The sequence below is a fragment of the Sulfolobus islandicus Y.N.15.51 genome (genome assembly GCF_000022485.1).
Taxonomy (GTDB): Archaea; Thermoproteota; Thermoprotei_A; order Sulfolobales; family Sulfolobaceae; genus Saccharolobus; species Saccharolobus islandicus.
In genome coordinates this window covers 1,348,556-1,361,338 of record NC_012623.1, presented here as the reverse complement: position 1 = coordinate 1,361,338, position 12,783 = coordinate 1,348,556, and the positions used below count along the sequence as shown (strand labels likewise).

The following is a 12,783-nucleotide window of genomic DNA, read 5'->3' as shown; positions in this document are numbered from 1 at the left end:
ATAAGTCTATCTTTAATAAAAAATAAACTTATGAATTCCTCTCTAGGACTGCTTCATATCCTTTTTCGTCAATTAATTTGGCTAGTTCCATTCCTCCTTCCGCTATAATCTTCCCCCTATACAATACGTGAACTTTATCCGCACTTATGTGATCTAAAATTCTCCTATAATGGGTTATTATTAGATAGCCAACATTTAATTCATTCTTAAGCTTATTTATAAAATACGAAATCATTCTAAGTCCATCAACGTCCACACCAGAATCTGGTTCATCTAAAATAGCTATCTTAGGCTTTAATAGAAGCATTTGTAGGATTTCTACCCTCTTCTTTTCACCACCACTAAAGCCTTCAAACACTCCCCTATTCAATAAAGAATCTGCTATTCCAACTTCTTTGCTAATATTTTTAACTTTTGATATTACCTCCATTACTGAAGTGTTGGCACCACTTACCTTATTGTACTCTGCAACTAAAAGTGTCGATAACCTAACTCCGGCAATTTCTATCGGATTTTGAAAGGCCAAGAAAAGACCTCTTTTAGCTTTCTCATGAGGTTCTAAATTAGTTATATCCTCACCATCTAATGTTATCCTTCCCTTAGTAATTTTATATTTGGGATGTCCCATTAACGCCAAGGACAATGAAGTCTTACCGCTCCCGTTTGGACCCATTAATGCATGTATTTCTCCGCTCTTAACTTCAAGATTTATACCCCTAAGTATTTCTTTGCCTTCAACCTCTACATGTAAATCCTCTATTTTTAACGTTACCATACTCTATCCTCTCCTTTTACGCCGTTAAATCTTTTTCTATCCAAGGTAAGTCCTCTAAGAAAATCCCACACATGGAATTGTTTAGAGCATTTTCTAATAGATTTACTAAATCTTCTAAATACAAATTAAATGAGCTCGGTAAGGAATCCTTGATTTTTAAGAGATTTTGTCTTATTTGCGATATTAGATTGAATCCATTTGATATTCTTTTTACACTAGGGAATAAGACGCTCATCACTATCTCATCTAATACATCATTTATACTAGTGAAAATCGATTTTAACGTATCCGTCTGGCTCGGGCTAACATCAAAGTTACCTCTAAGTTCAGAAATCTTTGACACTATATAATCTATATTTGTCAAAATAGATATATTCAATAAAATAAATGAATTCCTATAATATTCCGTACTACTGGATTGATACTTATTTCCTATTATTCTCCTAAGTAACATCAAATATATTTTCCTTAAATCGTCATTATTAGTTATACCGATTTGATGGGTTGTATTAAAATTAGTTAGAAACTTGGATACTTCGTCAATTCTTTTTGAGATAATATTTAATATACGTCTCAGTAAGGATTCAACTCCGACTTTCTCTGTATCTAGTAAACACTCTAATTTGATTTTTTTCTCGGAATTCTCAACAACTTCTGCTCCAACTAGATGTTTAGATATGTAGAGAACATCTTCGAAATCCTTTTTAGTGAAATCTTTCTTTGTTTCAAAAACTATTTCATCGAATCCTAAAATGTATAGACATGGAATTATATTAATTAATGGCTGTTTTAACGAGTCTGCATCAACTAATATTGTCTTTTTCCCTGCGTTAGACTTAACCTTCTCTGCTATTAGCCTTAAACTACCATCATCCAAGGCCTCAAGAATTACCTTGTCACCCGGCTTTATGCTCCATTTATTTATCCATTTTTTCGGAAGTGTGATAAATAATGATGAAGAACCTAATTTCTGGACTTTTCTAGTCTCTATATCCCTGGCTATTTTTTCCTCACTCAAAAGTAGTCCCTCTATATTATTTTCTTAAACAGTGTTTATAAAAGTCTTTCAAACTCTTAGAAAAGCTAATACTTAATCTTTTCTACGCTTTACAGTAATTTTAACTAACCATTTTACTCTTGTAACAGATAAACTATCAATATCAGCATCCTCTGGTACCTTTACATTTAGAACATACTTCTTATTACTCTTATCTTTACAACTGATTTTTAGACTATTATTGTTTTCAACTTTTACATATATTGTAGATGTGTCAACATTAGGAATGTCGATCAAGTAGTAATAGAAATCCTCAGATTCATAAAAGGAATATAGGGGAACATTGTATTTTTCAATTTCCTCTTTAATTTCGCTCTCTATCCTTCGGAACTCTTTCTCCATCCTGCTTATTTCCTTTTCTATCATTGACTTTACCATATCATATAAGTCCTTGTATGCAGGCATTGAAGGTCACGCATATGTGTATGGACGCAATCCAGAATAGTTTGGGAGTTCTTGTCTTGTCTGTTGCATCAAGCCCTTAATTCTTACTCTAATTTCCTCTGCTTCTTTAAGTAAGGAAGAAGTATCAACTTTAAATCCTAACATCTTAGATACTATATCTAAGGCTACTGCAGCGGCTTCGGGATCAGGCAAATCTAGAAATGATTCAACTACTATAACCAAATTCTTGATAAACTTTTTAGCGGATTCGAATAAAATAGGAGCATAAGGCCCAGTTACGTAACCTTCTACAAATTTCTTCATTAAATTCAAACTATCTAACTCTTTAGCGAAATCCTCAGAACTAACCACCCAATAGGGAGTTGGCTTCTCTAGATCTAATCTATTTGGCACTGGGACTCCGGTTATCGATATTATTGTCTGTATCCCATATTTCTCTGCATAGTCTACAACTAAATTTGCCAAATGATGTATACTATTTGCTGGGATTGCAACCCAAGAATGAAGTAAAAGGAAGTTATCATAGTGATATAAACGTATAGGTGACTTAGCTACTCCGTTAACTACATGAGAAATGGGGGGCAAATATTTGTGTGAGTAAATTTCTCCATATTCTTTTAAATTTAGAGAATTAATCAAAAATTCTCCAGATATACTACCTACTAAGCCAGCATCTGGTAAGCTCACTAATAAATACGATGGTCTACCTATCTGAGGAACGTATCTTTCCCTAATTTCAAACGCTTCACTCAATTCATCCACCCTTTATTTTTTCAATATACTTTTCTGGGCTAAGTAGTTTTTCCTTTTCCTCTGATAGTTTAGACGCCTTTAACTTGAAAATCCAGCCTTCACCATAGGGATCCTTATTTATTATCTCTGGATGCTCAAGTAATTTACTGTTTACCTCAACTATTATCCCACTTAACGGAGAGAAAATATCTGCTGCGGCTTTTACAGATTCTATAACTCCCACAGATTCTCCTGCCTTTACCTCTTTCTGCAGCTGAGGTAATTCAATTCCTACTATATCTCTTAACTTCTTTTGCGCATAATCAGTTATTCCAACCACCACCACGTTATCGTTGGAAAGTACTACCCATTCATCAGTCTCCGTATATAGTCTATCTGTCAGAACTACATATCTACCTACTTTCATCTAATATTCACCTAGATAAATGGAAACTCGTCAATTTTTATATCATACTGTTTACTTCTAATTTCCACTGCCAGATTATAGCCTAGATAGAAGTACTTGGGATTTACATAACCCATACCTATGACTCTATTTAAGTAAGGAGAAAAAGTACTACTCGTCACATATCCTGCCTCATTTCCAAGTGAGTATATCTTAGATGGATGCCTAGGTATAATCCTCTTGCCTTTTTTCATCTTAAAGCCTATCCTAACTTTCTCGATACCACTCTTTATACGTTCAACTAAACTATCTTTTCCTATGAAATCCTTTTCCAGCGAGAAAACCCAATATCTTGCTTCAACCGGAGTAATGGTCTCATCAATATCTTCTCCATAAAGAACAAATCCCATCTCTTGCCTTAAACTGTCTCTTGCAATCAAACCAGCAGGCTTTATTCCGATTTTCACTAAATCCATAATTAGTTGTCTGCCAATATCTAATGTAACCCAAACTTCTAACCCATTCTCCCCTGTCCATCCAGATTTACTAACTAAAAAAACGTCATATCCCATAAATTTAGTATTAAGCTTAAATTCTAACGGTTTTAATTCATTTTTACCTAAAATTTCTTCTAATTTCCTACCTTGAATAGCAATCATGCCATATTTGAATGTTAAATCATCTACATCCAAATTTGAATTGGATTTTATCCAATTTACAATTTTCTCTCTATTTATTGCATTCGTTACAATTAACCATTCATTCTCAGATACTTTATAAACCATTACATCATCTTTAAAGCCAGCCTTATCGTTCAAAAATGCAGTAGGCCCTATCATATTTCCAGAATTCGTCTTGCTAACTTCCTTAGCTACTAACATTTCAAACTCCTTTGGATTACCTTTAACTCTTAGTCTGCCCATATGAGATAAGTTGAAAAACGCTACTGAACTTCTCACACTCATATGCTCTTCTGCATAACTGGTAAAGCTCATTGGCATTTCCCAGCCAGCGAATTCTCCAAAATTAGCTCCCAACTTTTCCTCAAGGTCATGGAAAGGTGAAACAAACATATATTAAAAATGTCTTAAAGTTGTATTAAGGCTTATGTATAAGCATCCTTGGCTTCCAAACCTAGACCTAATAGATGAGATGCTGAAAGAGATAGGGGTAAACTCCCTTGACGAGTTGTTTAATGATATACCGGCTGAAATCAAAATAAATAGATTATTGAACGTAGCAAAAGGCAAACCACTATCAGAATATGAAATTGAAAAAGAAATCAATGAAAAAGTGAAGAAAAACGTAGAGCTACAAGCGCCACCTTTTATTGGAGCTGGTATTTGTCCCCATTACATCCCTAATGTAGTGAAATTTATCATAGGTAGATCAGAGTTTTATACATCATATACTCCGTATCAACCAGAAATTTCTCAAGGCCTATTACAAGCATTGTTTGAATATCAAAGTTTAATGGCTGAGCTACTAGACATGGATGTAGTTAACGCTTCGATGTATGATTGGGGTTCAGCTTTAGCTGAGGCCGTACTGATGGCTAATAGAATAAATGGGAAAAAGACTGTATTGGTTCCTGAAAATGCTAACCCATTTCATAAAGAAGTAGTAAGAACATGGATTGGAGGAAAGGGGATAAAAATAGAGGAAGTTAAATATGATAAGAATTCTGGCGAACTTGATTTAGAGGATCTGGAGAAGAAATCTAATATCGATGACATATCTGCAATATATATACAACAACCAAATTTCTTTGGGATCTTTGAAAGTAATATTGAACATGTAATTGATGTTGCCAAACATAAAAGAGCATTAAGTATTGTGGGAGTTAACCCACTTTCACTTGGTCTAATAAAGCCACCTGGAAGCTACGAAGCTGATATAGTTGTGGGTGATGGTCAAGAATTAGGGCTTCCATTGAATTTTGGAGGACCTTTAATGGGAGTATTTGCAGTAAGATGGGATATGAGTTTGGTAAGACAAATGCCAGGTAGAATAGTGGGAATTACAAAAGACACAAATGGCAAAATGGGATTTACGCTAATTCTTCAAACTAGGGAACAATTCATCAAGAGGGAAAAGGCAACATCTAACATAACTACAAACGAAGCCTTACTTGCTATAGCTAATGCCGTCTATTTAAGCTTGTTAGGAAAAGAGGGAATGAGAGAGCTTGCAGAGGAGATTTACTTCAGAAGCCACTACGCTGCTAAAAAGTTGACTGAAATAGATAACGTAAGCATGCCATTTAGGTCGGACTTTTTTGAGGAATTTGCAATTAGATTTCCTATAGAATATGATAAAATAAGTAACAAACTAAAAGAAAGAAAACTACAAGGGGGACTAAAATTGTCCGATTATACATCTCTCTTTTGCGTAACGGAAGTTCATGATAAGAAGTCAATAGATCTATTAGTATCAACGATACAAGAGATGATAAATGGTGTGGAGACAAGCTAAATGGGACGAGCCTTTAATATTTGAGCTAAACAATAGTGGTGCAAATAGACAAGGTCTCTTGATAAATAAGGATGATGAGATAAGAAGCGAGATAAAGGAAATGAAAATACCTAAAAATCTACTGAGGGAGAATGGACCGAATCTGCCTAGTTTAAGCGAGCTAGAGGTAGTAAGGCACTTCATTAGATTATCTCAGATGAATTTTGGCGTAGATGTTGGAATTATGCCATTAGGTTCATGTACAATGAAATATAATCCAAAAATTGAGGAAAAAGCAACGGCGATTACGGAATCACATCACCCTTTAGAAGATGAGGATCATGTTCAAGGAATACTAGAGATGATTTACGAACTTCAGAATTGGTTTAGTGAAATAACTGGTATGGATGAATGTAGCTTACAAGTACCTGCTGGATCTGCTGGTGAGTTCGCTGGAGTACTAATGATTAAAAAATATCATGAGGATCACAATCGAAATTATAAAGATACAATGCTAGTTGCAGATACTGCTCACGGAACTAATCCTGCAAGTGCTGCAATGGCTGGATACAAGGTTATGTATGTGAAATCAAATGGAGAAGGGCTTGTGGATATGGATATCTTAAGAGAGATCGTAAATGATAAAACTGCAGGTTTTATGCTAACCAATCCAAATACGTTGGGATTATTTGAAGAGAATATCTTGGAAATCTCTAAGATAATACATTCTGCAAATGCAATACTATACTATGATGGAGCTAATTTAAATGGAGTATTAGGTATTGCGAGACCAGGGGATATGGGATTTGATATTGTGCATTTAAATCTACATAAGACATTCGCTGTTCCACATGGAGGAGGTGGACCTGGAGCTGGAGCAATTTGTGCAAAGGGTGAACTTGTTAATTACCTCCCATATCCAATGGTAGAGAAAGTAAATGGAAAGTATAGATTAAGTAAGATTCCGAAGAATAGTGTTGGTAAGATAGCTACATTTTACGGTAATGTGGGTAATTTAGCGCGTAGTTTCGCATACCTATTAGGATTAGGACCCCAAGGTGTTCAAATGGTAGGCAAAATGAGCACTTTGGCAACCAATTATCTCATAGCTAAGTTAAGAGACATTAAAGAGCTGGAGCTAATTGCACCAAATAGACATAGAAAGCATGAGGTAGTATTCAGCGTGAAACAGTTAATGGAAAATTATGGAGTAAGCGCTAACGATGTTGCAAAAGCCTTACTTGATAGCGGATTTTACGCTCCAACTATATACTTCCCACCGATTATTGAAGAAGCGTTAATGATAGAACCCACGGAAACAGAGAGTAAAGAAACTTTAGATATGTTTGCTGAAGCTCTCAAAAAGATCGTAGAGGATGCTAAAAGAAACCCAGAACAACTTCTAAAAAGTCCTAGTAATACAAGTATTGCAAGATTAGATCAAGCTTATGCTAATCACCCTTCTACTATAACGCCAACGTATAGAGTGTTAAAGCTGAGGAGGATGGGTAAAATAAATTACCTTAAATAATAGATGAGAAAAGTATGGATATGTATCCAAGATAAGGTATTGAAAATGTAAAATTACCAAACTCTATTATCTTCCCTACCACTAAATTTTTCGGTATACCACTAGCTGGTTCTAGTCCAATCCTATTATCTGGTATCGGATTAGTTATTTTGTCTACACCTTGAGTAATATAATAACCATTATCTGTAGCTATCACTCTGTGAATTACGTAGTTATTAAAATACGGAGATTTATATATTATCACATTACCTACATTAATGGAAATTGGTTTAACGTAAAAAGTTAATGCACCGTTTTGAAATACGGGATACATTGAAACTCCTTCTACGCTCGCACTTTGTACGATGTTAGAAAACATTAAAATATATATCAATGCAATAAATAAAATAATGATTATATCACTCTTCTTCATCTTCATCTAAATCACTTAAGTCTAATTCTATAACCTCCCCTTCATTAGCTTTTTCCTCAGAATCCTTAGATTGTATTTTCTTAACGCCCTTCTTACCTTCAATCTCTACCGAAGAACCTCCCGCCTTTATCTTAGACACCACAGATTTCCATTTATGGCCACAATTCGGACAAACAAAAGAACCCATAACTGTTATTGTAATTCTGCCGTAAGAATCTGGAAGAGGTGAAACTAGCTGCCATGTTTTCTGTGCCTTCTCTACCTTTGTCCCACAATTTGGACAAACGTATGGGTCAAATTGTTTCTTTTTTGGCATCAGTTCTATAATCCAGTTAAAGGATTAATAAATATCTGTATAATTACTGCCATAAATAAGAACGTAACTCCTGAGTATATAATTCTAAACTTCCCTTTATAAACAATAAATAAATTAATGCATAAAGACATCAAAACCAGCAGTGTAATTAAAACAGAAGATGAGTATGTTAAACCTACCAGATGAGGTGCTAAAGACCATGCAACTAGAAATAGTCGTTCGTTACTTATTTTATCTTTTAAAAATCTAGAGAAAATGAGGGAAAGTAAACCATATGCTAAAAACACTATCGAGGCCATGCTAGGAGTTAACATTTAATTATTACTAATTCGCTTCAGTAAATATGATTAACCGTTTTTCCATAGAGAAGGTTAAGGGATTAGAAATCATAGATTCTAGGGGCAATCCCACCATAAGAGTTTTTGTAAGAACTAATGACGGTGTTGAATCCTTTGGGGATGCGCCAGCAGGAGCTTCTAAAGGAACAAGAGAGGCAATCGAAGTCAGGGATGAAAATGGGCTTACGGTGAAGAGAGCCGTGGATATTGCAAATTACATAATAGATCCTGCGTTACACGGAATCGATGTAAGAGAACAAGGTATAATCGACAAAATACTAATAGATATAGACTCCACTGAGAATAAGTCTAAATTAGGAGGAAACACAATAATTGCAACATCCATAGCTGCATTAAAAACAGCTTCTAAGGCCTTGGGCCTAGAGGTTTTTAAATACATAGCTGGGCCTCGATTACCTAAAATCCCAATACCTTTACTCAATATAATAAATGGCGGCTTACATGCTGGAAATAAGCTAAAAATACAAGAATTTATCATATTACCAATTAAGTTTAATACTTTTAAAGAAGCTTTTTTCGCTGCCATAGAAGTATATAGAAATCTAAAAGGGCTAATATCAGAGAGATATGGTAAAATTTACACAGCAGTTGGAGATGAAGGAGGATTCTCTCCACCTTTAGAAGAGACTAGAGAGGCCTTAGATCTGATATATACTTCAATAAATAACGCAGGCTATCAAGGAAAAATATATATGGGAATGGACCCTGCAGCAAGTGATTTCTACGATCCTAAGAAAGAGAAATATATAATAGATGGCAAAGAATTGAATCCCACTCAATTACTTGAATTTTACCTCGACTTAGCTAAAGAATATCCCATAGTGTACTTAGAAGATCCATTCGAAGAGAATTCTTTTGATATGTTCGGTGAACTACAAAATAAACTAAATTCAACAATCGTCATCGGAGACGACCTATATACTACGAATATAAAATATCTAAAAATAGGTATAGAAAAGAGATCAACTAAAGGTGTTGTAGTTAAGCCTAATCAAGTCGGTACAATATCTGAAACATTTGAATTTACTAATCTTGCTAGAAGGAACTCAATAAAGTTAGTAACTAGTCATAGAAGTGGAGAGACGGAAGACAATTTCATAGCAGAATTTGCAGTGGGAATTGAATCAGATTTCATAAAGACTGGTGCACCAGCAAGAGGAGAAAGAACTAGCAAATATAATAAACTGTTAGAAATAGAAAATAAATTTGGATTGGAATATGGAGGAAAATATTTTTATCTTTAAGGCAATAATATCCCTAACACTACAAGGAAAATTGCTATTCCTAGTAAGAACAATATGAACTCCTTAGTTGACATTGATGGCACTGCTCTAGCTGCCTTCGTTAAACCATAAATTATACCACCTATTATAATAATAAGCAAAAGAGCGAAGCCTATAAGAACTAGTATATAGCTTATTGGCTCTATGTTCAGGTTGCCTACTAGATGAGAAAGCTGCGAGGATATATTACTAAGAGCTTGAGTTGACATAACTCTATTCGAAATAATAATTAATGTTCACTATGCTTTTTAAGCTTCGTCACATAATATTCCCTGTTGATGATGAAGGTTAAAAGCTCCTATTAGATGACGAGTCTCCGCTGTCTGAAGAGCCCCAATCTTTATAAGTATTACTTAAAAGACCAAATATTTTTGAGGAGTATTACCATGCCCGTATCGTACGAAGTACTAACGAAATTTATTGGACAAAAGGTTAAAGACATTTATGGAAGGGAGTTCGGATACCTAATTCACGTATACAGCGAGATAGATGGAAGTATAACTGGGATTGAGGTAACTCAAGGTTCTTCTATCTTGACTATGGGACCAGAAAGGATAAAATTAGATGGAGATAGTATATTAATTCTCCCAGATTGGAAAGCAGAAGCAATAAGAATATTAAGCCTAATGGAAAAAATTAGAAAAAGGCAGAGAGCGTTAGAGGAATTATACAATAAACAAGAGATTCCTAAAAGCGATTATGATGACATGAAAAGGAAACTTGATACGGAGATGTTAAAGGTAAAGGACGACCAGAACAAGTTAAAAGGAAAATTAAAATCGAGACTTAATGATATAGAAGATCAATTAGCTCATATAGATAAAGCGGTGATCTCACTAAAGATGAGTTATATCTCATCTGAGATTCCAGAAAATGCGTATAAAGGTTCAATGGAAGTTCTGAGGCAGTCGAAGGATAGTTATACATTAGAAAGAGATGATATTAGAAAAACTTTAGATAGATTAGACTCGTTGGATAAAGAATCTATAGAACTTAAGCCTTTAGGCTCCTTGTCTACCTCACAACAAGGTGAGGCAAAGAGCGATCAGTCCAAATCGGAAATACCATTGCCAATACCGGTAAAGGTAATAAATACTCTTTAACTAAACTAGTGAGTTAGAATGTTTGATAAGTTACCATTTATTTTTAACAATGAGAAGAGGCGAAAGGCTCAACTAGGTAAGATACTCACTGAGATATCACTAAAATTAAAAGATCAACAAACCAGATTAGAAGAAGCCATAAGAAGGTTAAAGGATAGAGATAAGGAATTATTTGAGAAAGTAGTAAGGGCACAAGTAGAAGGGGATGATGCAAAAGCTAAAATATATGCTCAAGAAATAGCTGATATTAGAAGAATAATAAAGGTAATTTATACAGCATTCTTAGCTATTGAGAAAGTTAGACTAAAACTAGATACCGTACAAGAGCTGCAAGGCGTTTCTTTGGTATTATATCCCGTTGCTAAAATATTGGGAGATTTGAAGGATCAAATAAAAGGGATTGCTCCAGAAGTTGCAATAGCCTTAGACTCTATCATAAGCAGTGTAAATGGCATAGCAGTAGAAACGGGTGCAATAAATGATAGAGGAGTAGTTCCTGCGGTAGTAGATGAGCAAGCTAGACAAATTTTGGATGAAGCACAAAAAATGGCTGAAGTAAAAGTTAGGGAACTATTGCCAGATTTACCACACCCACCAATAGAGCAATCGTCAAGAGTGTCGCAATCTAGACCCGCGGTAAGAAAGATCACTGAAAGGGAACTATTGGATTACATAGTAAATAATGGTGGCTTCTTAGATATAGAGCACTTTAGCAAAGTATATGGTGTTGAAAAACAGGAAGTAGTAAAGCTTCTTGAAGTGTTAAAGAGTAAGGGGTTAATAGCGGTAGAGAGTTAATAGGGGGTTATGTAGATGAGTGCTCAAGTAATGCTAGAAGATATGGCTAGAAAATATGCTATCCTTGCAGTAAAAGCTGATAAGGAGGGTAAGGTAGAGGATGCAATAACGTATTATAAGAAAGCCATAGAGGTTTTGAGCCAGATCATAGTCCTTTATCCAGAATCAGTAGCGAGAACTGCGTATGAGCAGATGATTAATGAGTACAAGAAAAGAATAAGTTATCTGGAAAAAGTCTTGCCAGCCTCTAGTGATGGTGGAGGAGATGGTACAACTACACCTGAGGAAGTGGTAGTTACCGAGAAACCAAAGGTCTCGTTTAAAGATATAGTTGGTTTAGATGATGTGAAGGAGGCATTAAGAGAAGCAATAATATACCCAACTAAGAGACCAGATTTATTCCCCTTAGGCTGGCCAAGAGGAATTTTGCTATATGGTCCTCCAGGTTGTGGTAAAACTATGATAGCTGCAGCAGTAGCAAATGAGATAGACTCCATTTTCATACAACTAGATGCTGCGTCAGTAATGTCAAAGTGGTTAGGAGAAGCTGAAAAAAATGTAGCAAATGTATTCAAAATGGCTAGGGAAGAGTCTAAAAAGCAAAACAAGCCTACTATAATATTTATAGATGAGCTAGACGCATTGCTAGGAGTTTACTCTACTGAGGTAGGAGGAGAAGCAAGAGTAAGAAATCAATTTCTGAAGGAAATGGATGGGCTTTTGGACAAATCAGAAAACTATAAAGTATATGTTATAGGTGCTACAAATAAGCCTTGGAGGTTAGATGAAGCCTTCTTAAGAAGATTTCAAAAAAGAATATATGTACCATTACCTGATTATGAACAACGATTATCGCTATTCAAATATTATACTTCGAAGATTAAATTGGATACTGAGGTAAGCCTAGAAGAGTTAACCAAATTAACTGAAGGATACACGGCGAGCGATATTAGGGATATAGTTCAAGCTGCACATATAAAAGTTGTCAAAGAAATGTTTAAGAATAATTTAGGTGAACCAAGAACAATTACACTCCAGGACTTTAAGGATATATTAAAAGTCAGAATGCCAAGTGTTAATCCAGAATTAATAAAGGCTTATGAGGCGTGGACAGAGAAGTTTAAGGCATTATAGGAACTCAGTTACCCCAGA

Annotated in this window: 16 protein-coding genes; 6 read left to right on the top strand and 10 right to left on the bottom strand. The window is 35.0% G+C overall.

Annotation, left to right across the window (positions count from 1 at the left end; genetic code table 11):
* Nucleotides 1-28 precede the first annotated feature (28 nt).
* From sufC to gcvT, 6 genes are all read right to left on the bottom strand, one after another.
* On the bottom strand, nucleotides 29-775 hold the full coding sequence (gene sufC / locus YN1551_RS07640; RefSeq protein WP_012717501.1) for a Fe-S cluster assembly ATPase SufC: 747 nt from the start codon (nucleotides 773-775) through the stop codon (nucleotides 29-31).
* A gap of 16 nt (nucleotides 776-791) precedes the next feature.
* Nucleotides 792-1,793, bottom strand: a complete 1,002-nt coding sequence (locus YN1551_RS07635) for an AbrB/MazE/SpoVT family DNA-binding domain-containing protein (protein WP_012717500.1) — start codon at nucleotides 1,791-1,793, stop codon at nucleotides 792-794.
* A 72-nt stretch (nucleotides 1,794-1,865) separates the two neighbouring features.
* On the bottom strand, nucleotides 1,866-2,237 hold the full coding sequence (locus YN1551_RS07630; protein ID WP_012711305.1) for an alpha-crystallin domain-containing protein: 372 nt from the start codon (nucleotides 2,235-2,237) through the stop codon (nucleotides 1,866-1,868).
* Nucleotides 2,238-2,243: 6 nt separating this feature from the next.
* On the bottom strand, nucleotides 2,244-2,999 hold the full coding sequence (locus tag YN1551_RS07625; protein ID WP_012711306.1) for a proteasome assembly chaperone family protein: 756 nt from the start codon (nucleotides 2,997-2,999) through the stop codon (nucleotides 2,244-2,246).
* The gene (gene gcvH, locus YN1551_RS07620; protein WP_012717499.1) at nucleotides 2,992-3,396 is read right to left on the bottom strand and encodes a glycine cleavage system protein GcvH; all 405 of its coding nucleotides are present in this window, start codon (nucleotides 3,394-3,396) and stop codon (nucleotides 2,992-2,994) included. The genes YN1551_RS07625 and gcvH overlap by 8 nt, the downstream gene beginning before the upstream one ends.
* A gap of 11 nt (nucleotides 3,397-3,407) precedes the next feature.
* Nucleotides 3,408-4,448 (bottom strand): glycine cleavage system aminomethyltransferase GcvT, encoded by a 1,041-nt coding sequence (gcvT, locus tag YN1551_RS07615; RefSeq protein WP_012717498.1) that lies wholly within the window; start codon nucleotides 4,446-4,448, stop codon nucleotides 3,408-3,410.
* Nucleotides 4,449-4,482: 34 nt separating this feature from the next.
* Between gcvT and gcvPA the strand changes: the two genes are divergently transcribed.
* Both gcvPA and gcvPB read left to right on the top strand, forming a co-directional pair.
* A complete protein-coding gene (gcvPA, locus tag YN1551_RS07610) occupies nucleotides 4,483-5,850 on the top strand; it encodes an aminomethyl-transferring glycine dehydrogenase subunit GcvPA (RefSeq protein WP_012711309.1) in 1,368 nt (455 codons plus the stop codon).
* Nucleotides 5,831-7,360 (top strand): aminomethyl-transferring glycine dehydrogenase subunit GcvPB, encoded by a 1,530-nt coding sequence (gcvPB, locus tag YN1551_RS07605; RefSeq protein WP_012711310.1) that lies wholly within the window; start codon nucleotides 5,831-5,833, stop codon nucleotides 7,358-7,360. Before gcvPA ends, gcvPB begins: the two co-directional genes overlap by 20 nt.
* On the opposite strand, the gene YN1551_RS07600 is transcribed toward gcvPB, so the two are convergent.
* Genes YN1551_RS07600 through YN1551_RS17450 form a run of 3 tightly spaced genes read right to left on the bottom strand, consistent with a single transcriptional unit; the run spans nucleotide 7,353 to nucleotide 8,402 of the window.
* On the bottom strand, nucleotides 7,353-7,778 hold the full coding sequence (locus YN1551_RS07600; protein WP_012711311.1) for a signal peptidase I: 426 nt from the start codon (nucleotides 7,776-7,778) through the stop codon (nucleotides 7,353-7,355). The genes gcvPB and YN1551_RS07600 overlap by 8 nt on opposite strands.
* Nucleotides 7,759-8,088 (bottom strand): eL43 family ribosomal protein, encoded by a 330-nt coding sequence (locus YN1551_RS07595; protein ID WP_012711312.1) that lies wholly within the window; start codon nucleotides 8,086-8,088, stop codon nucleotides 7,759-7,761. Before YN1551_RS07595 ends, YN1551_RS07600 begins: the two co-directional genes overlap by 20 nt.
* A gap of 5 nt (nucleotides 8,089-8,093) precedes the next feature.
* A complete protein-coding gene (locus tag YN1551_RS17450; RefSeq protein ID WP_012713670.1) occupies nucleotides 8,094-8,402 on the bottom strand; it encodes a hypothetical protein in 309 nt (102 codons plus the stop codon).
* Nucleotides 8,403-8,431: 29 nt separating this feature from the next.
* On the opposite strand from YN1551_RS17450, the gene eno reads away from it, so the two are divergent.
* Complete coding sequence (eno, locus tag YN1551_RS07585; RefSeq protein WP_012717497.1) at nucleotides 8,432-9,691, top strand: phosphopyruvate hydratase; 1,260 nt, start codon at nucleotides 8,432-8,434, stop codon at nucleotides 9,689-9,691.
* On the opposite strand, the gene YN1551_RS07580 is transcribed toward eno, so the two are convergent.
* Complete coding sequence (locus YN1551_RS07580) at nucleotides 9,688-9,939, bottom strand: hypothetical protein (protein ID WP_012711314.1); 252 nt, start codon at nucleotides 9,937-9,939, stop codon at nucleotides 9,688-9,690. The two genes, eno and YN1551_RS07580, sit on opposite strands and share 4 nt — an antisense overlap.
* Before the next feature lie 96 nt (nucleotides 9,940-10,035).
* Between YN1551_RS07580 and cdvA the strand changes: the two genes are divergently transcribed.
* Genes cdvA through cdvC form a run of 3 tightly spaced genes read left to right on the top strand, consistent with a single transcriptional unit; the run spans nucleotide 10,036 to nucleotide 12,765 of the window.
* Entirely contained in the window at nucleotides 10,036-10,833 is a 798-nt protein-coding gene (gene cdvA, locus YN1551_RS07575) for a cell division protein CdvA (protein WP_012717496.1), read from the top strand.
* A gap of 18 nt (nucleotides 10,834-10,851) precedes the next feature.
* Entirely contained in the window at nucleotides 10,852-11,631 is a 780-nt protein-coding gene (gene cdvB, locus YN1551_RS07570; protein ID WP_012711316.1) for a cell division protein CdvB, read from the top strand.
* Nucleotides 11,632-11,646: 15 nt separating this feature from the next.
* Nucleotides 11,647-12,765, top strand: coding sequence for a cell division protein CdvC (gene cdvC / locus YN1551_RS07565; protein WP_012717495.1), 1,119 nt, complete (start codon nucleotides 11,647-11,649; stop codon nucleotides 12,763-12,765).
* Nucleotides 12,766-12,783 lie beyond the last annotated feature (18 nt).

Bases quoted from the DNA above. Each gene is read 5' to 3' on its own strand.
- sufC (WP_012717501.1), bottom strand. From the start codon at position 775: ATGGTAACGTTAAAAATAGAGGATTTACATGTAGAGGTTGAAGGCAAA.
- YN1551_RS07630 (WP_012711305.1), bottom strand. From the start codon at position 2,237: ATGCCTGCATACAAGGACTTATATGATATGGTAAAGTCAATGATAGAA.
- gcvH (WP_012717499.1), bottom strand. From the start codon at position 3,396: ATGAAAGTAGGTAGATATGTAGTTCTGACAGATAGACTATATACGGAG.
- gcvT (WP_012717498.1), bottom strand. From the start codon at position 4,448: ATGTTTGTTTCACCTTTCCATGACCTTGAGGAAAAGTTGGGAGCTAAT.
- gcvPA (WP_012711309.1), top strand. From the start codon at position 4,483: ATGTATAAGCATCCTTGGCTTCCAAACCTAGACCTAATAGATGAGATG.
- gcvPB (WP_012711310.1), top strand. From the start codon at position 5,831: ATGGTGTGGAGACAAGCTAAATGGGACGAGCCTTTAATATTTGAGCTA.
- YN1551_RS07600 (WP_012711311.1), bottom strand. From the start codon at position 7,778: ATGAAGATGAAGAAGAGTGATATAATCATTATTTTATTTATTGCATTG.
- YN1551_RS07595 (WP_012711312.1), bottom strand. From the start codon at position 8,088: ATGCCAAAAAAGAAACAATTTGACCCATACGTTTGTCCAAATTGTGGG.
- YN1551_RS17450 (WP_012713670.1), bottom strand. From the start codon at position 8,402: ATGTTAACTCCTAGCATGGCCTCGATAGTGTTTTTAGCATATGGTTTA.
- eno (WP_012717497.1), top strand. From the start codon at position 8,432: ATGATTAACCGTTTTTCCATAGAGAAGGTTAAGGGATTAGAAATCATA.
- YN1551_RS07580 (WP_012711314.1), bottom strand. From the start codon at position 9,939: ATGTCAACTCAAGCTCTTAGTAATATATCCTCGCAGCTTTCTCATCTA.
- cdvA (WP_012717496.1), top strand. From the start codon at position 10,036: ATGACGAGTCTCCGCTGTCTGAAGAGCCCCAATCTTTATAAGTATTAC.
- cdvB (WP_012711316.1), top strand. From the start codon at position 10,852: ATGTTTGATAAGTTACCATTTATTTTTAACAATGAGAAGAGGCGAAAG.
- cdvC (WP_012717495.1), top strand. From the start codon at position 11,647: ATGAGTGCTCAAGTAATGCTAGAAGATATGGCTAGAAAATATGCTATC.